The sequence below is a fragment of the Pigmentiphaga sp. GD03639 genome (genome assembly GCF_029845405.1).
In the GTDB taxonomy this organism is placed as follows: Bacteria; Pseudomonadota; Gammaproteobacteria; order Burkholderiales; family Burkholderiaceae_B; genus Pigmentiphaga; species Pigmentiphaga daeguensis.
Genome location: NZ_JAOCLR010000025.1, coordinates 15590 through 36372, shown reverse-complemented (window position 1 = coordinate 36372; position 20783 = coordinate 15590). Strand labels below are relative to the sequence as shown.

The window sequence follows — 20783 nt, the reverse complement described above, 5'->3', positions numbered from 1 at the left end:
GCCTGGGTTCAATCGATATAGACGTTCTTGGCCTCGAGTATGGGGCGCAGGCGGGCGATCTCGCTGTCCACCAGCCGGGCGAGGTGGCCGGGCGTATTGTCGGCGCGGGCGGGGAATTCCACGCCCACGTCGCGCATCTGCCTGACCAGCGCGGGGTCGGCCAGGGCGTCGTTGATGGCGGCGTTGAGCTTGTCCACGATGGCGGGTGGCGTGCCGCGGGGCGCGAACAGCGCGTTCCACGAGCGGAAGTCGATGGTGGTCCTGCCGCTGCTTTGCGCCGTGGCGACCTTGGGCAGGCCGGGGAAGGGTTCGCGCGTCAGCACGGCCACGGCGCGCACGCGTCCGCTGGCCGCTTGAGCCAGCGAGGTGGTGGTCTGGTCGCACATGAAGTCGGTCTCGCCACCCATCAGTCCGGTCATGGCGGGCGCCACGCCCTTGTAGGGCACGTGCATGACTTCGGCCTTCATGTCGCTCAGCAGCAGCAGGCAGGCCAGGTGCGCGATCGAGCCTACGCCCGCGCTGCCGTACGACATCGTGGTCTTGTGGGCCTGGAGGTAGTCGGCGAACTGCGGGAAGTCGTTGACCGGCAGGCTCTGCTTGACCAGCAGCAACAGCGGGGCCGACCCGACCTGGCCCAGGGGTTCGAAATCCTTGCGTGCGTCGTACAGCGGCTTGCGATACATGATCATGTTGGCCGCATGCGTGCCTATGGTGCCGAAGCCTATGGTATAGCCGTCGGCGGCGGCGCGCGCCAGCTTCTGCATGCCGATCGAGCCGCCTGCGCCGCCGACGTTCTCGACCACGACCGAGACGCCCAGCCGAGGCCCCAGCCTGGCCGCCACGGCCCGCCCCAGCGCGTCGCTGGGACCGCCCGCGGGGAAGGGCATGATCAGGGTGATGGGCTTCTCGGGCCAGGCCTGGGCGCGGGCGGAAGAGGTGGCGGCGAGCGCGAACAGCGCCCCCGCGGCGATGGCGGCGATTCTCATGGGGACTCCTGGAAGGGGAAAGGTCCGGCGGCGTTGGGGTTGTCAGCCGCGCCGGGGGCTGTTGGCGAGTTCCAGCACCGGCAGGATGCCGTGCGCTTCCTGGCGCGCGGCCGGCGCGCCGTCGGGCAGCGCCAGGCCTACGCGGTTGTGCCAGAAGGTGTCCATGCCGACAGCCGAGGTGCCGAAGAGGTCGTAGCCCGACCCGGCCACGAATAGCGTGTTGCCGGGCCGGGCGCCCAGTTCCTGCAACGCCATGCGGTAGGGGCGGGGATCGGGCTTGTAGTAGCCGGCCCGTTCCGAGGTCACGACCACGTCCATGGGAACGTTCAGGAGGCCGGCGGCCAGGTGGCCCAGCCTCTCCGAACAATTGGTCACCACGCCCAGGCGGTGCGTGCCGCGCAGGCTTTCCAGCACCGTCGCCACGCCGTCCCAGGGGGCGAGTTCGGACCAGCGTTCCTCCAGTGCGTCGGCGACGGCCAGCGGCAGGCCGGTCTCGGCCGCGGCTTCCCGCACCAGGGTTTCGTAGGGACGGTAGGCGCCGCAGGCATAGGTTCGCTTCAGGTAGGCGGCGCGCCAGGCGCGGCCCGCTTCCTCGCCGCCGGCGGCGCTGTTCCACAGCGTCCAGGAGTCCAGCAGCGCGGTCAGCAGGTCGAACAGGACGAAGTCGTATTGGCGGGTCATGGCAGTCGGGCAAGGTCGGTGAGTGATGGCCAGTGTAGGAGCCCCAAGGTCATCTGTGGTTAATGGAATAGAATTTCTTCATTCACCAAAAGGTTAATGATGAAGCTGGACATCGACGACCTGCGCTTCGTCCTGGCGCTGGACCGGGTAGGCAGCCTGGCCGCCCTGGCGCGCGAGGAGAACGTCACTCCGCCCGCCGTCACCAAGCGCCTCGGCCAGCTCGAGGCGCGGCTGGGCGTGCGGCTGGCAATGCGCACCACGCGCCGCCTGCAGCTGACGCACGAGGGACACCTGCTGGCCCAGCATGCCACCGGAGTCATCGAACGCATGCAGGCCATCGAGGAAGCCTTGCAGCAGCGCAGCCAGGTGGTGGCGGGCAAGCTGAAGGTGCATGGGCCGTTCGGTTTCGGCCGCCGGCATCTCGCGCCGCTGCTGGATGCGTTTCGAGCCAGCCATCCGCAGGTCGAGGTCCAGCTCTTTCTGTCCGACAACCTCATGCTGCCCAGCCAGCCCGTGCACGGACGCGATGCCTTCGATGTGCTGGTCAGCATCGGCGAGATGCCCGATTCGCGCTGGGTGGCGCACCGCCTCGCGCCCAACCGGCGCATCCTGTGCGCCGCGCCGGCCTATCTGCGCGGCGCGCCCCCCATCGACAGTCCCGCCGACCTGGCGCGCCACGCCTGCCTGGTGCTGCGCGAGAACGACGAGGACGTGACGTTGTGGCGCTTCACCCAGCGCGAAGGCAGGGGCGAACCCCGCCTGCACACGGTGCGCGTGCATCCGGCCATGGAAAGCAACGACGGCGAAGTCATCCGCCAGTGGTGCCTGGCCGGGCGGGGCATCATGGTGCGCTCGGAATGGGACGTCGCCTCCGCGGTGGCCGACGGATCGCTGGTGGCATTGCTGCCGCGTCATCGGCTGCCTGACGCCGACGTGACGGCGCTGGTGCCGCAGTCGCGCATCGCCTCGGCACGGGCCCGCTTGTTCGTCGACATGCTGAAGAAGGCCTTCCGGCCCCGGCCGCCATGGCGCGCGGCATGACGGCGCGAACGCCCGGACCCGTCCTCTACAATGCCTGCGCATTGCCACCCGGAGGCCCGCCCTGAAATCCCCCAAGCATTTCGACCTGCGCCGTCATCTCCCCCATCTGCTGCGCCGCGCCCATTTCGAGGCCGAGGCGCTGTTCGCCAGCATGTCCGACGAGGGCGCGACGTCACGCCAGATGGCGCTGCTGGTGGCCGTCCACCAGATGCCCGGCGCCTCGCAAAGCCAGGTCGCGCAGGCCATCGGGCTGGACTTGAACACGTGCAGCGATCTCGTGGCGCGCACCGCCGCCAAGGGCTACCTGGTCCGCCGCCGCTCGGAAACCGACCGGCGAACCTTCTGCCTGGACCTGACGGAAACCGGCCGCGAGGTCATGGCGGCCTCGGTCGCGGTCGCACCCCGCTACCAGGCCCGGCTGGCCCAGCGGCTGGACAAGGACGAACGCGAACAGCTTACCGCCCTGCTGCGCAAGATGCTGGGTTTCGACGACTAGCAGCCGCCAGCGTTTCCGGGATTTTCCTGATCGCAAGAAACTACGTGTTCGTATTAAATGCGGCATCGCATGTCTTCGACGAAGGGCTCGCATCCATGGCGGAACTCATTGCATTCGCTCCCGGCAACTATCGCTACCTGCCAGGGGGATTCCAGTACAGCGCCGCCGTCATCGCCGACGCGGGCCATGTCATCGAGCGCGCGCGCTTTGCCCGGCCGGTGCCGCTGGCCGAGGGCTTCGCCCGCATCCGCGACCACCTGGCCGCCGTGGGCCGGCCGCCTGCCGCGCTCTGCGCCTGCGAACTGCGCTCGCCCGCGCCCATGAGCGAGCCCGAGTTCATCGCCTTCAATCGCCGCTACGTGCAGCCGCTGGCCGAATGGGGGCTTTTCAAGGACGAGGCCAATCCCGTCGCGCGCTGCAACCTGATACCGGAGGTCGACGCGCCCGCCGAACCGGGTTTCTACGCGTTCAGCTATACCGTGCCCGCGCAAACGGAGGGTCCGCCCGACTTCGTGACCTCGGGCGCGGCCGAATGCCCGGACCGGCCCAACTACCGCGCAAGCATCGTGCGGCTGGGGGAAACCTCGCCCGACGCGTTGCTCGACAAGCTGCGCTTCGCGCTGGGTGACCTGCAATCGCGATTCGACGCGCTGGGGGTGTCGGCGCACGATGTCACGGGCATGAACCTGTACACCGTCCATGACCTGTATCCGGCCATCGCGTCGGAGTTCGCGCGCCGCGGCCTGCTGGCGGGCGGGCTGGAATGGCACTGGGTACGGCCGCCGGTGCGCGACATCGAGATAGAAGTCGATGCCCGGCGCGTGTCGCGCCAGGTGCTGCTGTCATCCACCCGGAGTGCCTCATGAAATCGCTGCGCGCATTGCGTCACCTGCTTGCCACGACCCTGCTGGCGCTGCCTTGCGCCGTCGCGGCCGCCGGCCCCGAGGTGCCGGGGCCGGTCAGGATACTGGTCGGCTTTCCCGCCGGCGGCACCATAGACGTGGTCGCGCGGCTGGTGGCCGAGCAGATGCAGGGCGACCTGGGAGTGCCCGTGGTGGTCGAGACCCTGGCCGGCGCCGGCGGACAACTGGCGGCCCAGGCGCTCAAGCGTGCCGCGCCGGATGGCCGCACGCTGATGGTCGCGCCCGACCACACCGCCGTCATCGTGCCACTGACCGTGGCCAGGCCCGGCTTCGACAGCCGGACGGATTTCGCGCCGGTCGGCATGGTGGCCGACTACGCGGGCGCGCTGGCCGTCAGCCAGGCCAGCGGCATCAAGGACTTGCCCGGCCTGATGCGCTACGTGCAGGCCCATCCGGCGTCGGGCGGCGTGGGCGTGTCCGCGCCCGGCAGCAAGCCGCAATTCCAGCTGGACGCGCTGGCGAGGTCGCAGAAACTGCCGCTGTCCGCGGTGCCCTATCGCGGTTCGGTGCCCATGGTCCAGGACCTGGCCGGCGGGCACATCGCGGCGGGTATCACGGCGCTGGGCGATTTCCTGGAGTTCCATCGCGCCGGCAAGCTGCACGTGATCGCCGTGACGGGCGAGCGCCGCTCCGGGTTGCTGCCCGAGATCCCCACGGCCGCCGAGTCGGGCTATCCGCTGCGGCTGGATTTCTGGGTCGGCCTGTTCGCGCCGGCCGGAACGCCGCAACCGCTGATCGCCCGCTACAACGCCGCGTTGAACAAGGCTCTGGACGTGCCCAAGGTGCGCGAGCGCATGGCGGCGGTGGTGTTCGATCCCCGGCCGGGCTCGCCGTCGGCCTTGCGGCAGCGCATTGCGGCGGAGCTGGAGCAATGGGAGCCCATCATTGCCGCCTCGGGGTGGGTCAAGCAATGACGGGCGCCAGCGCGCGGCTCAGTTCGCGGTAAGCCGGCGGTAGAAGTTCGGCAGCGCGAACAGCGCGCCGTGCACCCTCGCGTTGTAGTACTCCAGGTCGCCGATCCGGCGTTCCTCCAGGCGGGCGTGGATCGTCTCGCCCGGCACCGTGTCCGGGTCCAGCGCATCCGACGCCACCGCCAGGCCCCAGTACGTGCCGTACAACGGGATGTGCACGCCGTAGGGCCGCACGTGCGCGAACTGGCCGCGCAGCGTGCCGCAAAGCTCGCGAACCTGCTCGGGCTGGTGGAAGGGCGAGCCCATGTGCAGCACCAGCGCCCCCCCGGGCGCGAGGGCGTGCTTGCAACGGCGGAAGAATCCGGGCGTGTAGAGCGGGCCGGCCGGCGTGTCCGGATCGGTCAGGTCCAGCAGGATCAGGTCGTAGCGGTCGGACGTGCGTGCGAGAAAGGCAACGCCGTCCTCGACCAGTACCGTGGCGCGTGGATCGTCCAGGGCGCCCCGATGGATCTTCTCGAGGTAGCGGCGTGCCGCGTCGATGACCTCGCCGTCCAGGTCGACCAGCGTGACGCGTTCGATGCCGCGGTGCTTGAGCAATTCCTCCAGCGCGCCGCCGTCGCCTCCGCCTATGATCAGGGCGTTCCGGGGCGCGGGATGCGCCGTGGCGGCCGGATGCACCAGGGCTTCGTGATAGAAGAATTCCTCGGCCTCGGACGTCATGTAGCGTCCGTCCAGTCGCAGGGTGCGGCCCAGCGTTGCCGACTCCAGCAGTTCCAGTCTTTGGTACGCGGTCTGACGGTTGAGGATGCGGCGCTCGAACCGGAAGCCGAAGTACGCCTGGCCGGCCACGTCCTCGAGCACCAGTTCGCCCGCGTCCGCGGGCCCGTCGACGTCGCCGCGGTTCAGATGCTGGCGCTGCATGTCGCTCGGCCGGAAGGCTTCCACGATGGCCTTCATGAGGGCCTCGGCCTTGCGCGAATTGTCTTCCTGGAAGTTGCAGACATAGACGTCCAGCGTCACGCCGTTTCGTTCCGGCCAGGTATGGACGGCCAGGTGCGATTCGGCCAGCAGCAGCATGCCCGTCACGCCGCCGGGCTGGCCCTGGAAGTCGGGGAAGGTGTGCCACTTTTCGTCGACCAGCGTAAGGCCGGCTTCGAGCGTGTGGCGGCGGCAAAGGCGCGCCAGCGTGTCGGCGTCCGTCATCAGGGCGGACTCGCAGGCGCAGTGATAAAGATCTGCGGTAAGGTGCAGGCCTTGCATGGTGTCGATGCTCCTTGGAAAAGAGTCTTGCGACCAAGGGGATGGGCACAACGAAAGCCCGGAAGACCAACGGCCTCCGATTCGAGTGACAACGGCCCGTTCCTTGCGGAACGGCTGGGCAAAATGGCCGAGTCTACCCCAACCCACCAGGATGCGCGAGACGAGGAGCCGCGACGTCCATGCGTCAGCGTTCTTGCGCCTCGCCCACCGGCGGGCCCACGTAGCGGGACTGCGGGCGGATCAAGCGTCCCGTCGAGGCCTGCTCGCGCGCATGCGCGATCCATCCGGCGGCGCGCCCCATCGCGAAGACGCAGGTGAAGGTATCGCGTTGGAATCCCAGCGCATCCAGCAGCAGCGCGGTGTAGAACTCCACGTTCGTCTCCAGGGTGCGGCCGGGCTTGCGCCGGCGCAGCGTATCCAGGGCCGCCGCTTCGATCGCCTGCGCGAGCGCGGCGCGTTCGCGGTCGGCGCGGCCGTCCCGGAGCAGCGGGCCCAAGGCGGCCTTGAGCGCGTCGGCGCGCGGATCGCGGACCCGATAGACCCGGTGTCCGAAGCCCATCAGCCTGTCCCCGCGGTCAAGCGCGGCCTCCAGCCATGCGCGCGCATGGTCCGCTCGTCCGATGGCGTCGAGCATGTCCAGCACGGGTCCGGGCGCGCCGCCGTGCAAGGGGCCCTTCAGGGCGCTGATGGCCGCCAGCACCGACGACACCAGCCCGGCGCGGGTGGATGCGACGACCCGGCTCGCGAACGTGGATGCGTTCAGGCCATGATCGGCCACGGTAACCAGGTACGTGTCCAGCGCGCGGGCCTGCAGAGGCTCCGCGGGAAGTCCGGCCATGCGCAGGATGTCGGCGGCGTGGCCGAGGCTGGCATCCGGAGCAATGGGACGCAGGCCGTTGCGCAGCCGGACCAGGCCGGTCGTGAACACCGCCGGTGCCGCCACCAGCCGCAGTGCGGTCGCGGGTTCGTCGCCATCGGCGATCCTGGCGGTCAGGGCGCGCATCGCGTCGATGGGCTCCTGAGCGACCAACGCCGGATCGGCGAAGGACAGATGTTCGAACACTTCCCGGCGCGCCGCGCCCAGCGCCGCCTGCCACGAGGCCGGGGCGCGCTCGAAGAATCCGTCGAACAGCAGCGCCATCACCGCCTCATAACCGGCGTGCCCGGCAAGGTCGTCCAGCGAACGGCCCCGCATGACCAGCCTGCCCTGTAGGCCGTCCACGTCCGACAGCACCGTTTCCGCCGCAATCACATCATCCAGACCAATCGTCATCATGCTCTCCTTGTTGCTGGCTGGATGTTGGTATGCAATAGTATTGACGTCAATCTTGATTTATTTTGTCAATATAAAGGCAAGCCATGGCCTGGATGACGGCGCAGGAAGCGATCGAACTGACCGGGGTGCGCGCGCAGACGCTGTATGCCTATGTCAGCCGGGGCAAGGTCCGCTGCAAGCGCGACGGCAAGGACCCGCGCCGCAGCCTCTATCATCGCGACGACGTGGTGCGCATGGCGGGGCGGCCGCGTGGCCAGCGCAATGCGCAAGCCATCGCGGGCGAGACGCTGGAATGGGGAGCGCCGGTGCTGCCCTCCGCCGTTTCCACCGTCCAGGATGGCCGGTTGTGGTACCGCGGCCTGGACGCCGTCGAGCTTGCGCGGGGCAGCCAGCTCGAAGACGTGGCCAGGCTGCTGTGGGACGCCGATGCGGCGCCTGGCATGGCCGGAACGCGTGCGCGCGCGGCGCCGGCACGGGACGAAGCCGGCGCCGTGCACCTGGGGCTGGTTGCCATGGCCACGCGCGCCGCCGCCGACCTGCCTACGCATGGCCGGGCGGCCGCGGCCTTGAAGGACGAGGCGCCGGCCGTGCTGGCAACGCTGGCCGGGGCGATGTTCGGCACGCGGGTACTGCGCGCGGGCGGCACCATCAGCGAGCAGGTGGCCGCCGCGTGGGAGCGGCCGCGCGCCGAGCCCGCCATCCGCCAGGCGCTGTGCCTGATGGCGGACCATGAACTCAATGCTTCCACCTTCGCCGCGCGCGTCGCGATCTCGACCGGCGCGAGCCTGGCGGCGGGCGTGCTGTCTGGACTGGCCACCCTGACCGGCCCCTTGCATGGCCGCGCGCCCATGGCCCTGAAGGCGTGGATGGATGCGGCGGCCGGCGGCGACATGGAGACCGAGGTGCGCGAGCGACTGCGGCTGGGACAGGGATTCCCGGCCTTCGGGCATCCGCTGTATCCCGAAGGCGATCCCCGCGCGGCCGCGCTGCTCGATAGCCTGGCCGTGCCGGCCGCCTACAGGCATCTTGCGCGCCAGGTCGAGCGGCTGGTGGGCGAATCGCCCAATATCGATTTCGCGCTGGCGGTGCTGGCCGACGTGCACGACCTGCCGCCGCACGCGCCCCTGGCGCTGTTCGCCATGGGACGTTGCGTGGGATGGCTGGCCCACGCGCTGGAGCAGGCCGGGTCCGGCCACCTGATCCGGCCGCGGGCCCGCTATGTCGGACCCCCGCCCGAAGCGGGCCACGCCGGGCCGCGGCGCAAAAACAAAACCCCTCGCCGGGGCGAGGGGGCGTCGGTGATGCATGTGCGGGGCGCAAGCCCCGAAGCGCTCGTCAGCCGGCGGTGATGCCTTGCGACTTGATCACCTTTTCCCAGGTCTTGGTCTCGTCGGCCTGGAACTTGCGGAAGGCTTCCAGGCGCAGCGGCGACAGCTCCAGGCCCTGGGCCTTCAACGTCTCCAGCGTGGCGGGTTCGTTCAGGATCTTGGTCACGTCGCGCGCGAGCTGGCCCGAGATGTTGGCCGGCGTCGAGCTGGGCACGTACAGGCCATACCACGACACCACGTTCACGCCCTTCACGCCGGTCTCGGCCAGGGTGGGGATCTCGGGCATGATGGGCGAACGCTCGGAGCCGGTCAGGGCCAGCGCGCGCAGCTTGCCGGACTTGATCTGGGGCATCAGGGTCGGCAGCGCGCCGAAGATGACCTGGATCTGGCCGCCCAGCGCGTCATTCAGCGCCTGGGTCGTGCCCTTGTACGGAACGTGCAGCAGGTCGGCGCCGGTGGCTTCCTTGAACAGTTCGCCGGCCAGGTGCAGGCCGCTGCCCACGCCGGGCGAGCCGTAGGCCATGGTGCCGGGCTTGGACTTGGTCAGCGCGATCAGTTCCTGGATGTTCTTGGCGGGAACTGAGGGGAACACGGCGACCACGTTGGGCGCCTTGGCCATCATCGCAACCGCGGTGAAGTCCTTGTCCACGTTGTACGGCAGGTTGGCCATCAGCGTCGGGTTGATGGTCATGTTGCCGGCCGGCACGACCAGCAGCGTGTGGCCGTCGCCGGCGGCGCGCTTGACGGCGTCGATGCCGATGTTGCCGTTGGCGCCGGGACGGTTGTCCACGACGGCGCTCTGGCCGTATTCATTCTGCAGGCCGGTGCCCAGCAGGCGGGCCAGCACGTCGACGGGGCCGCCCGGCGGGAACGGGGCGATGATGCGGAACTGGCCGTGCTTGAGCGAGGCCTTGGCGGCAGCGTCGTCGGCCGCGGGAGCCTGGGCGAAAGAAGCCGTGGCGACCGCCGCGAACAGCGCGCCGGCAGCCAGGCGAGTGCTAGTCTTAAACATAATGAACTACTACTCCATGACGGAAAGTCTCGCGCTTTTGGCGCGTGATGAACAGGACCACGGATAGCGCGGTCCTACGCTTGTCTCCTTCCTCCAGTCCACCCATCGCCGTTGTCGGCGATTCCTCCGCGAGGGGAAGCCCACCCCCTACCCGCTTACGCGGGCCCCCTCAAGGGGGCGAAACCGGCGGACTGGCGAAGCCAGATCCGCGGTTTCCTGGGTCTAGTACCTGTTTCTTGGCACGTCACACTGTTGCTACCGCTGGCAGCCAGCGATAGCAACGGAGCTACACCCCAAGATAACGGTACTAGACCCAGGATGTGGTGGATCCGGCTTTGCCGGTCCACTCGCATCGCCCCCTTGAGGGGGCGCCCGAAGGGCGTGGGGGTGGGCTTCCCTGCCGGTCCGCCAGTGCCGCCCCCTGGGGGGCGCGCGTAAGCGCGTAGGGGGGATCAAATGCTCACTGCATGCGCCTGATTGCCGATGGCGCGCACGACGCTATAGACAGTCAGGGCGGAAGTCTTGGGGTTGGCCGCGAGCGGCTTGCCCCGCATGGTGATCTCGAAGCTGCCGAAGGCGCCGCTGGCTTCCACGTGGTGCACGTTTTCCTTGCTGGAGGGGTCGGCAATCAGGCGCACCTGGGTGCGGTCCAGGCCGAGGCCGGCCAGCGACAGCGTGGCGGCGACGTTGGCGTTCTTCGGGAAGAGCCGGGCGGCTTCGCCGGCGGGGCCTTCGAAGATCACCGTGGGCTCGGTCAGCGCCTCGAGCTTGAACTGGCCGTCGGCCGGCGTGTCCTTCCAGGCCAGGGCCGGCTTGCGGCCGGTGTACACCACCGAGTCCAGGCCACCGATCTTGGCCGCGGCCAGCGCGTCGATGCCGCCGATGGCGCCCGACAGCAGCTGCACCTGGGTCTTGCCGCGCTTGGCGGCATCTTCCAGCTGGCGCGCCAGTTCGACATCCGACAGCGCGCCGATGGACACCACCACGCAGGGGATGCCTTGTTCGAGCGCGGGCAGCACGTGGGCACGCAGCGCGCCGTGGCCGGCGCATTCGACCAGCAGGTCGGGGCGCTGGGCGACCTCGGCCAGGCCGGTCACGACCTGGGCCTTGGGAGCGATCGCGGCGACCTGCTCGCGGGCCTGGTCCAGCGTGTCGGGGGCGACGATGACGCTGTCGATCGACACGTCGGAATCGTTCTTCAGCAGCGACAGGACGGAGAGGCCGATGGCCCCCGACCCTATCATCGTGATTCGTAGCATGTTGGCTCCTGGGCGATGCGTTGCCCGGTCAATGGGACGGTGAATAGTTGAGCAGGCGCGACAGCTCGTCGGCGGTGCCGCGCACGCGGCCGATCAGCTCGGATACGCGCGCTTGCTCGACGCGCGACGACGGCAGGGCGGCGCCCAGCGCCGCGACCACGCGGCCGGTGTGGTCGCGCACCGGCGTGGCGATGCTGGTGATGCTGGGTTCGTAGAAGCCGGCGCCCATGGCGTAGCCATTGGCCCGGTCCTGCGCCAGCAGGCCCTGCAGCGCGGTCAGGGTGGACGGGGTGCTGGGCGAATAGACTTCCAGTTCCTCGTCGGGATAGAGCTCGCTCATTTCCCGATGGTCCAGGTCGGTCAGCATCACGCGGCCGAGCACGGTGGCGTGCGCGGGCAGGCGCGTGCCCAGGTTGACCGCGCTGGGGAACAGCGTGGGCGCCGAGACCTTCGCCACGTAGACGATGGAACGGCCGTCGCGCACCACCAGGTTGCACGAATAGCCGATCTCGTCACGCAGGCGCTGCAGCAGCGGCGATCCCAGTTCGGTCAGCTCCAGCGAGGCCAGGTATTCGAAGCCCAGGCTCAGCACCGCCATGCCCAGGCGGTAGTTGCGTCCGCCCTCGGTGCGCTCGATGAAGCCCAGCGCTTCCAGCGTGGTCAGCAGCCGGAACACGGTGGAGCGTGGAAGCCCCATCTTTCGAGCGAACTCGGGCGCCGACAGTGTCCGGTTCTGGCGGCTGAAGTGGCTGAGCAGCCGCAGGCCTCGCTCCAGGCCCGGGACGATGTAGCGCTCGGGAATGTCTTCGCTGATGGCGGCGTCGTTCATGGTCAGCGGGGCGTGGCGTCGGCGATGGCCGCGGCGTGCGCGCCTTCCAGTATGGCCGCGACGGCCTCCGGCCGCTCGATGTGGCAGGCGTGGCCGGCCACGGCGATGGAGCCGTAGGGCGCGCCGAACATCTCGGCGATGGCGCGGCAGTTGGCCGGGATCGTGACGGTGTCCTGGTCGCCGGAATGGACCTCGACCGGCATCGCGGCCGGCGCGTAGGCGGCCATGTCGGCATTGCACAGCATCTCGATCGCCTGGCGGTAGCCGGCGGTATCCAGGCGCTCCATGTTCCAGCGGACCCAGGCCAGGGCCTCGGCGCTGGGTTCGGACGACAGCATCTTGGCCGGGCGCGTGCGCGCCATGCCGGCGATGCCGACCTGTTCCAGCGTGCGCAGCCGCTCGGCGCGCACCGCTTCCTGGCGCTCGGCCAGCGCGGGATTGCCGTAGCCGCGCGTGGGGCTCAGCAGCACCAGGCGCGCGACCCGCTGCTTGCCCAGGTCATGCGCATAGGCGGTGGCCATGAGCGTGCCGAGCGAATGGCCGACCAGCACGCAGCGATCGATGCCCAGCGCATCGAGCATCTGGTCCAGTTGACCCGCATAGTCTTCCGCGCCCGGCGAGGCCGGCGCCAGCCGCGCCGAATTGCCGTAGCCCGGAGCGTCCCAGGCGACCACGCGCGCGCGTTCGGCCAACTTCAGCGCCGCATGCAGCCACGAGCCCGCGCCCGAGCCGATGCCATGCAACAGCACGATGGCCATGCCGTCCGCGCCCGGCGTGCCCGCCTCGCGATAACACTGCACGCCCCCGGCCGTTTGCACCGATTTTTCGGCGAAACGGCTATTGAGCAACTCCAGCGTTTCCGGCGACGGTTCCGGCGCCAACGTATCGGTCTGCATCGTCCTAAATCCAGAAAAAATCCACCCCGTACCCGCTTACGCGGGCCCCCTCAAGGGGGCGGCGCTGGCGGACCGGAGGGAACGCCCACCCCACGCGGCCTATTGCCGCTCCCCTCGAGGGGCGGCGCCGGCGGACCGGCAAAGCCGGATCCGCGGCGCCCTGGGTTTAGTACCTGTTTCTTGGTACGCCACATCGTTGCTACCGCTGGCAGCCAGCGATAGCAACGGTGCCACAGTCCAAGAAATGGGTACTAGACCCAGGATGCGGTGGATCCGGCTCCGCCGGTCCACCCGCATCGCCCCCTTGGGGGGCGCGCGTAAGCGCGTAGGGGGGGACCTATTACCGTTTGATCTTCGCCAGCGGGTGCTCGGGCGGGTAGGTCGGGGTGATGGGCTTCTTGGCGCCCAGCATCACACACATCAGGGCGTCTTCGTCGCCGATGTTGATTTCCTCGCGGTACACGCCCGGGGGAACCGACACCAGGTCGCGGTCGGTCAGGATGGTTTCGAAGCGCTCGCCGTCCTTCTCCAGGATCACCTTGAGCTTGCCACGGATGACGAAGAAGATTTCCTCGACGTCGGTGTGCAGGTGCGGGGGGCCTTCGTGGCCGGCCGGGATCACCATGGTCGAGAACGTGAAGTGCTCGGAAGGCACGGTGTTCGAATCGGCGGCGACGCCGGTGCCGCCCGTGCCGACATAGCGCATTTGCGCACGGCGGTACTTGGGATCGAAGTCGGCCTGGAACTTCAGGGCATCCCAGTCGTACTTACGGGTCGAGAACCGCGCGACGCGCGAGTTCATCCAGGTCTCGAAGTCAGCGCCTTCGGGGCGGTCCCAGCTGCGGGCGACTTGCTGTTGTTCGGACATATCCGTCATGGTGTACTCCTGCATGGGCGGCTAGGCGCCGCGAGAGCGGGTGGAGGCGGGTCCGGGAGGGCCCGCCGCGGTGTGTTCGCTGTCACTGCCACGCGTTTTATATTTAAAACGCGGATTTAATAGTGAAACAAGGGTAAATATACGCCCTCTTGGTGAAATCGTCACTAGGGTAAACACTAGGTCGCCATTACCGGGTACAATCGCGGCTCGCGCCTGGCTCCAATCCAGGCGTGCATCCGGCCAGGCGCCACGCGCCATGTCTTCCGGGCTCCACCCGGACAGCCGTTTTCCGGCCGGCCTATCCCCAGTTAATACGTACGTCAGCCTCGATTGGAGTCACTCAGCTTGAGCGACGGGCCGTCGCTGGAGTTGTCTTGATTACTTCCGATATTTCGTTTGCCGACCTCGGCCTGGCCGAGCCGCTGATGCGCGCCATCGCCGATGCCGGCTATACCCATCCCACCCCCATCCAGGCCCAGGCCATTCCCCAGGTGCTCAAGGGCGGCGACCTGCTGGCCGCCGCGCAGACCGGCACCGGCAAGACCGCGGGCTTCACCCTGCCCCTGCTGCACCTGCTGTCGTCGAACCGGCCCGCGCAGATGCGCCCGGGCCGGCCGCGCTGCCTGATCCTGACGCCCACGCGCGAACTGACCGCGCAGGTCGAGGAATCCGTCCAGATCTACGGCAAGTACCTGCCGCTTAAATCCATGGTGATGTTCGGCGGCGTGAACATCAATCCGCAGATCAGCGCGCTGAAGAAGCCGGTGGACATCCTGGTCGCCACCCCCGGCCGCCTGCTGGACCACGTGGGCCAGAAGACGCTGGACCTGTCCGGCGTCGAGATCCTGGTGCTGGACGAAGCCGACCGCATGCTGGACATGGGCTTCATCCGCGACATCCGCAAGATCCTCGCGCTGCTGCCGGCCAAGCGCCAGAACCTGTTGTTCTCGGCCACCTTCTCCGATGACATCCGCGCGCTCGCCAAGGGCGTGCTGAACGATCCGGGCGAGGTCTCGGTCGCGCGGCGCAACACCGCGTCCGAGCTGGTGCGTCAGTCGGTGCTGCTGGTGCAGAAGGAACAGAAGCGCGACCTGCTCAGCCACCTGGTGCGTAGCAACGGCTGGAAGCAGGTGCTGGTGTTCACGCGCACCAAGCACGGCGCCAATCGCCTGGCCGAGAAACTGGTCAAGGACGGCGTTCCCGCCGCCGCCATCCATGGCAACAAGAGCCAGTCCGCCCGCACCAAGGCGCTGGCCGGATTCAAGGACGGCTCGGTGGAAGTGCTGGTGGCGACCGACATCGCGGCGCGCGGCCTGGACATCGACCAACTGCCGCAGGTGGTGAATTTCGAACTGCCCAACGTGCCCGAGGACTACGTGCACCGCATCGGCCGCACCGGCCGCGCGGGTGCGACGGGCGCGGCGGTGTCCCTGGTCGACGGCGAGGAAGGCAAGCTGCTGGCCGACATCGAGAAGCTGATCAAGCGCAAGATCGATCGAGAGCCCCTGCCCGCCTTCACCGTGTCGGCGCCCGATCGCGACGAGCGCGCCGAACGCCCGCCGCGCTCGCATGCGCCGCGCCAAGGCCAGGGACGCCAGGGCGCGCCGCGTGACGGCGGTCGTGGACAGTCAGCACATGGTTCAGGCGGCCGCCAGCCGTCCGGGAGTGGCCGTGGACAGGGCGCCGCGCGCGGGCAAGGCCCGGCCAGCCGGCCGGCCGCGTCCCAACCCAGCCAGGCCCGGCCAGCCCAGCCGCGCCATGCCGCGCCGGCTTCCCAGGGCGCGGCGCGCCCCGCCGGCGAAGCCCGCAACGGCGGCGCCCGTCGCCCCGCCCTCTTCACGCCCAAGCCCCAGGGCTGAGTCTCCCCGCGCCGCCGGACTGCCTGCGCGGTTCGGCGGCGCGGGCCATCGTTTTCTTCTCTCCGCTTTCATTTCGTCCGCGTTCCGTATCGGCTCTTCCCGCGTTGACGCCGCTTGGCTACGCTCGTACACTATTTGCGAAACTTAGTTTCGCAATGCGAACATATCATATCCGGTCATCACCCCATGTCCTACAGCGAGAAACAGCACGCATGAAAGCCTCATACGACCAACCGCGCATCCTGATTGCCGGCGCGGGCATAGGAGGGCTGACGACGGCCCTGGCTCTCAGGAAACTGGGCTTTCGCCACGTCGAGGTGCTGGAACAGACAGCGGTGCTGAAGGAGGTCGGCGCGGGCATCCAGCTCGGCCCCAATGCCGTCAAGGTCCTGCACGACCTGGGCATCGCCCCGGCGCTGGAAGCCGTGGCGGTGGCGCCGCTTGCCACCCGGTCGCGCGACTGGGCCAGCGGCCGTACCATCCGCGATTTCCCGCTGGGGCCGGAGTGCGCGCAGCGCTACGGCGCGCCCTACTACCATGTGCACCGCGCCGATCTGCACAATGCCTTGATCGATGCGTACGGGCGCGAGAACGTGCGGCTGGCGCAGCGCGTCAAGACGTATGCGCAGGACGCGGCGGGTGTGCGCGTGGTGCTGGAGTCGGGCGAGACCGTGGAAGGCGACGTGCTGGTCGGGGCCGACGGCGTGCACTCGGTCGTGCGCGGCCAGTTGCTGGAAGGGCAGGATCCGCGCTTCACCGGGCTGCTTGCCTGGCGGGGCATGGCGGATGCGGACCGCGCCCGCCACCTGGGCATCGAGAAGAACGTCAACGCCTGGTGGGGGCCGCACCGGCACTTCGTGAACTACTACGTGTCGGCGGGCCGGCGCATCAATTGGATAGGTATCGTGCCGGCGGGGGAATGGCGGCTCGAATCGTGGTCGGCGCGCGGCGACAAGGCCGAGGTGCTGAAGGAGTTCGAAGGCTGGCACCCCATCGTGCGTGGCCTGATCGAGGCGACCGACGAGGTGTTCAAGTGGGCGCTGTACGACCGCGATCCCTGGCCGGTGTGGACCCGGGGCCGGGTGACGCTGCTGGGCGACGCGGCCCATCCCATGGTGCCTTTCCTGTCGCAGGGCGGTTCGCAAAGTATCGAGGACGGCCTTGTGCTGGCGCTGTGCCTGGCCGGGCTGCCGCACGATCCGGCCGCCGCGCTCAAGGCCTACGAGGAGCTGCGCACCGCGCGCACGGCGCGCGTGCAACTGGGCTCGCGCGAGGCGGGTCGCATGTTCCACCAGACCGATCCGCTGAAGAAGTTCATGCGCAACCTGAAGTTCCGCTGGGCCGCTCTGACCAACAGCCAGGAGAAATGGCGCCGGGTCGACTGGCTGTACAGCTACGATTGTCGGGAGGCCGTGGCCGCGAAGCTGGGCACCGTGTCCGCTAGCGTGCCAGCTCCCACCGCCGATAGCATCGCCTGATCGCCGCCGCCGACGGCAGCATCACCGTGGGCAGGTCGAGCCCTTCGATCATCTCGACATAGCGTCGGCGGTTGCGCGGCGTGACCACGGCGATATGGTGGATCATCGCCCACTTGACGCTGTCGCGGCCGCCGTCCAGGGCGCCGCGACGGTCGCGCTCGAACCAGGTCCGGCGCAGGTAGCGCAGCAGGCTCAGCGGCGTGGAGATGTCCAGCAGGATCACGCCGGTGGCGCGCCGCAGGCGCTGCGGCATGCAGCTGGAATAGTTGCCGTCCATGACCCAGCGCTCGCCTGCGATGGCCGCGTCGTGCAGGGCGGTGAATTCCTGCGTGGGGCGGGGTTCCCAGTCAGTGTGGGGCAGGTGGTAGAGCCGGTCGAGGTGGACCGGCTCCAGGGCGCATTTGCGGGCGATCGCCTCGGCCAGCGTGGACTTCCCGCTGTTGGAGGGCCCGACGATGCAGATGCGCGGCCCCAGGCTCGCAAGCTTCATGAAAAAGGTGTCCTTCACATCCAGGCACCTTTTTATTCGATGGCGTGCGCACTGGCCAGTCCGGCGGAGATCAGATCGGCGGGCGTGCCTCGAATCCCAACACCGCCTCCAGCGCGTGCGCCGCTTGCAATACCTGGGCATCGTGGCCCCGCGGTGCGGCGATGTGCAGGCCCATGGGCAGGCCGGCGGCGGTCAGTCCCATCGGGATGCTGATGGCGGGCTGCTGCGTCAGGTTGAACAGCGAGGTGTAGGGCGTCCAGGCGCGCCGGTTGGGAAATTCCTCGAATTCCTTCGGATAGCTCAGGTTCGCGTCGAAGGCGGGGGCCGCGACGGTGGGCGTCAGCAGCAGGTCGAAGCGCTGGTGAAAGGCGTGCAGACGCCGTGCCAGGTCCTGGCAGCGCGCTTGCGCGCCCATGTAGTCCTCCAGCGCCAGGCCGGCGCCGTCCTCCAGGATGCCCGCCATGACGGGCGACAGCAGCGCGCGCCGCTCCGCCGGCATGTGCTGCAGCGCGTACCGGTATCCCGCCTGCAGCAGGACCAGGTAGTCGTCGATAGGGTTGTCGATGTCAGGATCGGCTTCCTCGACGATGGCGCCGAGCGCCGCCAGGCGTTGCCCCGCCTGCCGGAAGGCCCCGGCGATCTCGGGATCGACCCGGGGAGCGTAGCCCAGGGTCAGGCTGAGGGCGACGCGCTTGCCGCGCACGCCCTGTTCGAGATTTCCGCCCAGGCTGTCGGGCCGCCAAGGCAGCGCCATGGCGTCCCGCGCGTCGGGCCGGGCGATGATGTCCAGCACCGTGGCGGTGTCCCGCACGTTGCGGGCCAGCGGGCCGACGCAGGACAGGCCGCCGGCCACGTTGGGCGGATACATGGGTACCAGGCCGCCAGTGGCCTTGAAGCCAACCACGCCGGTCAGGGCCGCGGGGATGCGCAGCGATCCGCCCGCGTCGGAACCCAGCGCGAAGGGGCAGAAGCCGGCCGACACCGAGGCCGCGCCGCCGCCCGAGGAGCCGCCGGCCTGCTTGCTCGTGTCCCAGGGGTTGGTGGTGGCGCCGGTGAGTGGGCTGATGGTGACGGGGCCCGCGCCCAGTTCCGGCATGGTGGTCAGGCCCAGCAGCACCGCGCCGCCTTCCTGGCAGCGCAGTACCGCGGGCGCGGTGTCCGGCACGGGATCGGCGGGCATCGCGCGCGAGCCGCGCCGATGGGGCAGCCCGGCCACCATCAGGTTGTCCTTGGCGGTGAAGGGTGCTCCGTCCAGCGGCCCGAGCGGCGCCCCGCGCAGCCATCGCGCCTCGCTGGCGCGTGCCGCCGCGCGGGCGCGGTCTTCATCCAGGATCGTGAACGCGTTGATGCGTTCGTTCAGCGCGGCGATGCGGTCGAGTTGCGCCTCGAGCGCCTCGACCGGGGATATTTCCTTGCGTTCGAAGGAGCGGGCAAGTTGCGCTAGGGATAGGAACGGCAGGTCTGGCATGCTGTGGGAAATCCTGGGTTGGTCGATGGCACGCTACTGCGGCCGCGCGCCGTCGACGCGCTGGTCGGGGGCCACGACGTCGCCGTCCACGACCATGGGTTGGCCATCGACGTGGAACGAGCATTTGCGCATGGGAATGTCCAGGTGCGCCTTGGTGCGGCGGCTGCCGCCGGGGCCGGTGGAAAACAGGAAGTTGCCGTAGAACGACCGGGCTTCCATGCCGATGGTGGCCGCCTTGTCGTACAGCCCGAGCGAGGTCCAGCGGGCCTTGGGCTGCAGGCCCCAGCCCAGGTGCGATACGGCGTAGGCGTCGGGATCGTCGAAGCCGCGCAGGTAGGTGTCCAGGAATTCGGCATCCAGCCCGCCCGAGATGCGCACGATGGTTCCGCGCTCGATCTCGAGGGTGATGGGTGACTGCACGTAGTTCTTGAACGGCAGGATGATGTCGCCGGGCGCCAGCACGACCACGCCCTCGGCCGTGCCGTCGTCGGGCAGGCGGGCGACGAAGCCGCTGGGCCAGTGGTCCCAGCGGCCGGGGCTATCCACGTAGCCGTACTCCGCCGTGATCGGATAGGCGCCGATGGACGCCGTCAGCCGCGTGCCCGCCGCGGAGGTGACGGTGATCCGGCGTCCCCGCGCATAGGCGTCGCGCGCGGCCAGCACGCGGCGCCGGTCGTCCGGCGACGGCATCACGCGCGCGAGGACTTCCGGGGGTTCGTAGGCCAGCAGCATGCGGGTGCCGGACTCCAGCACCGCGCGCTGGCCCGGCGTGAACAGCAGGAATACGGTGTCGATGACCAGGTCGGCCGCCTTCATCGCGGCCAGCGCCATGGGGTCGTCGTCGATGGGCGAGGCGCCGCTGACCACGGTGGGATCGGCGCCCACTTCGCAGGTATCCCAGTTGGGCGCGATGTCCAGCTTGACCACCCGCGCCTGCAGCGCGGCGGCCGCCCGGGCGGCGGCATCGACCACGCGCGGGTCGGAGTTCTGCGAGGTCAGGATCAGCACGTTCTCGCCGGGGGCCAGTTTCGAGAGCTCCAGGACTTCCGTCCAGCAGCGGGTCAGTTGCGAAGGACTCAGTGGCATGGGGCCTCCAGGGTGTCGAGCGTGGCCAGCACCTCGGCCAGGGATTGCACCTCGCCGTACTTCTGGCCGATGTCGAAGAGACTGGCGTCGTGCGGGGCCAGCGCGCGGTCGCCGACGCAGTCGGCCACCACCACGGGGCGGAAGTTGAAGCTCATCGCATCCACCACGGTGGCGCGCACGCAGCCGCTAGTGGTGCTGCCGGCCACCAGCACGGTGTCCACGCCGCGCCGGATCAGCCATCCCGCCAGGTCGGTGCCGAAGAAGGCCGACGGCTGAGTCTTGCGGATGACGGCATCCTCGGGCCGGACTGCCAGCTGCGGGACGACGTGGCTTTGCGGGTTCTCCTCGTGCAGCGAGGCCAGGGCCGGTATCTTCATGCAGAAGACGCTGTCGGCGCCCGGGGCGTAGACGATGCGGGTGAATGCCACGGGCAGCTTCGCGCGCCGGGCGGCGGCCAGCAGCGTGACCGTGGCCGCGATGGCGTCCGGGATATTGCCGCCGCCCAGCACGTCGGGATCGTTGAAACCGTTGACGAAATCGACCACGACCAGGGCCGGCTTCCGGCCCCAGCCGCTGCGGGCGCCCAAGCCCTGTTTGCGATAGACCGCCGCGGCGGTGTCGTTCATC

At 69.2% G+C, this 20783-nt stretch carries 20 protein-coding genes; 7 read left to right on the top strand and 13 right to left on the bottom strand.

Annotation, left to right across the window (positions count from 1 at the left end; translation table 11 throughout):
* Nucleotides 1-8 precede the first annotated feature (8 nt).
* Together N5K27_RS21860 and N5K27_RS21855 are read right to left on the bottom strand one after the other, a co-directional pair.
* A complete protein-coding gene (locus tag N5K27_RS21860) occupies nt 9-986 on the bottom strand; it encodes a tripartite tricarboxylate transporter substrate-binding protein (RefSeq protein ID WP_279818772.1) in 978 nt (325 codons plus the stop codon).
* A gap of 42 nt (nt 987-1028) precedes the next feature.
* On the bottom strand, nt 1029-1667 hold the full coding sequence (locus N5K27_RS21855) for an HAD-IA family hydrolase (RefSeq protein WP_087838927.1): 639 nt from the start codon (nt 1665-1667) through the stop codon (nt 1029-1031).
* Nucleotides 1668-1763: 96 nt separating this feature from the next.
* Here N5K27_RS21855 and N5K27_RS21850 point away from each other — a divergent pair, with 96 nt between their 5' ends.
* From N5K27_RS21850 to N5K27_RS21835, 4 genes are all read left to right on the top strand, one after another.
* Nucleotides 1764-2708, top strand: a complete 945-nt coding sequence (locus tag N5K27_RS21850) for a LysR family transcriptional regulator (RefSeq protein WP_243724502.1) — start codon at nt 1764-1766, stop codon at nt 2706-2708.
* 151 nt (nt 2709-2859) lie between these two features.
* Nucleotides 2860-3204: a MarR family winged helix-turn-helix transcriptional regulator gene (locus tag N5K27_RS21845; RefSeq protein WP_087838926.1), complete on the top strand. Its 345-nt coding sequence runs from the start codon at nt 2860-2862 to the stop codon at nt 3202-3204.
* A gap of 95 nt (nt 3205-3299) precedes the next feature.
* Entirely contained in the window at nt 3300-4070 is a 771-nt protein-coding gene (locus tag N5K27_RS21840) for a hypothetical protein (protein WP_132979691.1), read from the top strand.
* A complete protein-coding gene (locus N5K27_RS21835) occupies nt 4067-5041 on the top strand; it encodes a tripartite tricarboxylate transporter substrate-binding protein (RefSeq protein WP_279818765.1) in 975 nt (324 codons plus the stop codon). Before N5K27_RS21840 ends, N5K27_RS21835 begins: the two co-directional genes overlap by 4 nt.
* An 18-nt stretch (nt 5042-5059) precedes the next feature.
* Here N5K27_RS21835 and speE read toward each other — a convergent pair whose 3' ends face one another.
* Nucleotides 5060-6298 (bottom strand): polyamine aminopropyltransferase, encoded by a 1239-nt coding sequence (gene speE / locus N5K27_RS21830; protein ID WP_132979693.1) that lies wholly within the window; start codon nt 6296-6298, stop codon nt 5060-5062.
* A 184-nt stretch (nt 6299-6482) separates the two neighbouring features.
* Entirely contained in the window at nt 6483-7574 is a 1092-nt protein-coding gene (locus tag N5K27_RS21825) for a citrate synthase/methylcitrate synthase (protein WP_279818762.1), read from the bottom strand.
* 83 nt (nt 7575-7657) lie between these two features.
* Between N5K27_RS21825 and N5K27_RS21820 the strand changes: the two genes are divergently transcribed.
* The gene (locus N5K27_RS21820; RefSeq protein WP_279818758.1) at nt 7658-8923 is read left to right on the top strand and encodes a citrate synthase family protein; all 1266 of its coding nucleotides are present in this window, start codon (nt 7658-7660) and stop codon (nt 8921-8923) included.
* Here the strand turns inward: N5K27_RS21820 and N5K27_RS21815 are convergent.
* From N5K27_RS21815 to N5K27_RS21795, 5 genes are all read right to left on the bottom strand, one after another.
* Complete coding sequence (locus N5K27_RS21815; protein WP_087838920.1) at nt 8910-9914, bottom strand: tripartite tricarboxylate transporter substrate binding protein; 1005 nt, start codon at nt 9912-9914, stop codon at nt 8910-8912. The two genes, N5K27_RS21820 and N5K27_RS21815, sit on opposite strands and share 14 nt — an antisense overlap.
* A gap of 452 nt (nt 9915-10366) precedes the next feature.
* Complete coding sequence (locus N5K27_RS21810; protein ID WP_132979694.1) at nt 10367-11173, bottom strand: aspartate dehydrogenase; 807 nt, start codon at nt 11171-11173, stop codon at nt 10367-10369.
* Between the two features lie 28 nt (nt 11174-11201).
* On the bottom strand, nt 11202-12002 hold the full coding sequence (locus N5K27_RS21805) for an IclR family transcriptional regulator (protein WP_087838918.1): 801 nt from the start codon (nt 12000-12002) through the stop codon (nt 11202-11204).
* Nucleotides 12003-12004: 2 nt separating this feature from the next.
* Nucleotides 12005-12898 (bottom strand): alpha/beta hydrolase, encoded by an 894-nt coding sequence (locus N5K27_RS21800; protein WP_279818750.1) that lies wholly within the window; start codon nt 12896-12898, stop codon nt 12005-12007.
* Nucleotides 12899-13238: 340 nt separating this feature from the next.
* Nucleotides 13239-13775 carry a cupin domain-containing protein gene (locus tag N5K27_RS21795; RefSeq protein WP_087838916.1) on the bottom strand — a complete coding sequence of 179 codons (537 nt, stop codon included), beginning with the start codon at nt 13773-13775 and terminating at the stop codon, nt 13239-13241.
* A gap of 425 nt (nt 13776-14200) precedes the next feature.
* Here N5K27_RS21795 and N5K27_RS21790 point away from each other — a divergent pair, with 425 nt between their 5' ends.
* Both N5K27_RS21790 and N5K27_RS21785 read left to right on the top strand, forming a co-directional pair.
* On the top strand, nt 14201-15634 hold the full coding sequence (locus N5K27_RS21790; protein WP_165963156.1) for a DEAD/DEAH box helicase: 1434 nt from the start codon (nt 14201-14203) through the stop codon (nt 15632-15634).
* Between the two features lie 212 nt (nt 15635-15846).
* Nucleotides 15847-17112: an FAD-dependent monooxygenase gene (locus N5K27_RS21785; protein ID WP_165963136.1), complete on the top strand. Its 1266-nt coding sequence runs from the start codon at nt 15847-15849 to the stop codon at nt 17110-17112.
* On the opposite strand, the gene N5K27_RS21780 is transcribed toward N5K27_RS21785, so the two are convergent.
* The 4 genes from N5K27_RS21780 to N5K27_RS21765 all read right to left on the bottom strand — a co-directional run bounded on the left by N5K27_RS21780 (nt 17075) and on the right by N5K27_RS21765 (nt 20782).
* Nucleotides 17075-17602, bottom strand: coding sequence for an AAA family ATPase (locus tag N5K27_RS21780; RefSeq protein WP_087839105.1), 528 nt, complete (start codon nt 17600-17602; stop codon nt 17075-17077). The genes N5K27_RS21785 and N5K27_RS21780 overlap by 38 nt on opposite strands.
* A gap of 70 nt (nt 17603-17672) precedes the next feature.
* Nucleotides 17673-19070, bottom strand: a complete 1398-nt coding sequence (locus tag N5K27_RS21775; protein WP_087838914.1) for an amidase — start codon at nt 19068-19070, stop codon at nt 17673-17675.
* A gap of 33 nt (nt 19071-19103) precedes the next feature.
* Nucleotides 19104-20156 (bottom strand): 2,5-dihydroxypyridine 5,6-dioxygenase, encoded by a 1053-nt coding sequence (locus N5K27_RS21770; RefSeq protein ID WP_087838913.1) that lies wholly within the window; start codon nt 20154-20156, stop codon nt 19104-19106.
* The gene (locus N5K27_RS21765; RefSeq protein ID WP_132979695.1) at nt 20147-20782 is read right to left on the bottom strand and encodes an isochorismatase family protein; all 636 of its coding nucleotides are present in this window, start codon (nt 20780-20782) and stop codon (nt 20147-20149) included. The genes N5K27_RS21770 and N5K27_RS21765 overlap by 10 nt, the downstream gene beginning before the upstream one ends.
* Nucleotide 20783: the final 1 nt, after the last annotated feature.

Excerpts from the sequence above, each read along its gene's own strand:
- N5K27_RS21790 (WP_165963156.1), top strand. The coding sequence starts at position 14,201 with ATGCGCGCCATCGCCGATGCCGGCTATACCCATCCCACCCCCATCCAG.
- N5K27_RS21795 (WP_087838916.1), bottom strand. The coding sequence starts at position 13,775 with ATGACGGATATGTCCGAACAACAGCAAGTCGCCCGCAGCTGGGACCGC.
- N5K27_RS21855 (WP_087838927.1), bottom strand. The coding sequence starts at position 1,667 with ATGACCCGCCAATACGACTTCGTCCTGTTCGACCTGCTGACCGCGCTG.
- N5K27_RS21835 (WP_279818765.1), top strand. The coding sequence starts at position 4,067 with ATGAAATCGCTGCGCGCATTGCGTCACCTGCTTGCCACGACCCTGCTG.
- N5K27_RS21770 (WP_087838913.1), bottom strand. The coding sequence starts at position 20,156 with ATGCCACTGAGTCCTTCGCAACTGACCCGCTGCTGGACGGAAGTCCTG.
- N5K27_RS21780 (WP_087839105.1), bottom strand. The coding sequence starts at position 17,602 with ATGAAGCTTGCGAGCCTGGGGCCGCGCATCTGCATCGTCGGGCCCTCC.
- speE (WP_132979693.1), bottom strand. The coding sequence starts at position 6,298 with ATGCAAGGCCTGCACCTTACCGCAGATCTTTATCACTGCGCCTGCGAG.
- N5K27_RS21815 (WP_087838920.1), bottom strand. The coding sequence starts at position 9,914 with ATGTTTAAGACTAGCACTCGCCTGGCTGCCGGCGCGCTGTTCGCGGCG.
- N5K27_RS21800 (WP_279818750.1), bottom strand. The coding sequence starts at position 12,898 with ATGCAGACCGATACGTTGGCGCCGGAACCGTCGCCGGAAACGCTGGAG.
- N5K27_RS21825 (WP_279818762.1), bottom strand. The coding sequence starts at position 7,574 with ATGATGACGATTGGTCTGGATGATGTGATTGCGGCGGAAACGGTGCTG.
- N5K27_RS21775 (WP_087838914.1), bottom strand. The coding sequence starts at position 19,070 with ATGCCAGACCTGCCGTTCCTATCCCTAGCGCAACTTGCCCGCTCCTTC.
- N5K27_RS21765 (WP_132979695.1), bottom strand. The coding sequence starts at position 20,782 with ATGAACGACACCGCCGCGGCGGTCTATCGCAAACAGGGCTTGGGCGCC.
- N5K27_RS21810 (WP_132979694.1), bottom strand. The coding sequence starts at position 11,173 with ATGCTACGAATCACGATGATAGGGTCGGGGGCCATCGGCCTCTCCGTC.
- N5K27_RS21785 (WP_165963136.1), top strand. The coding sequence starts at position 15,847 with ATGAAAGCCTCATACGACCAACCGCGCATCCTGATTGCCGGCGCGGGC.
- N5K27_RS21845 (WP_087838926.1), top strand. The coding sequence starts at position 2,860 with ATGTCCGACGAGGGCGCGACGTCACGCCAGATGGCGCTGCTGGTGGCC.
- N5K27_RS21840 (WP_132979691.1), top strand. The coding sequence starts at position 3,300 with ATGGCGGAACTCATTGCATTCGCTCCCGGCAACTATCGCTACCTGCCA.
- N5K27_RS21860 (WP_279818772.1), bottom strand. The coding sequence starts at position 986 with ATGAGAATCGCCGCCATCGCCGCGGGGGCGCTGTTCGCGCTCGCCGCC.
- N5K27_RS21820 (WP_279818758.1), top strand. The coding sequence starts at position 7,658 with ATGGCCTGGATGACGGCGCAGGAAGCGATCGAACTGACCGGGGTGCGC.
- N5K27_RS21805 (WP_087838918.1), bottom strand. The coding sequence starts at position 12,002 with ATGAACGACGCCGCCATCAGCGAAGACATTCCCGAGCGCTACATCGTC.
- N5K27_RS21850 (WP_243724502.1), top strand. The coding sequence starts at position 1,764 with ATGATGAAGCTGGACATCGACGACCTGCGCTTCGTCCTGGCGCTGGAC.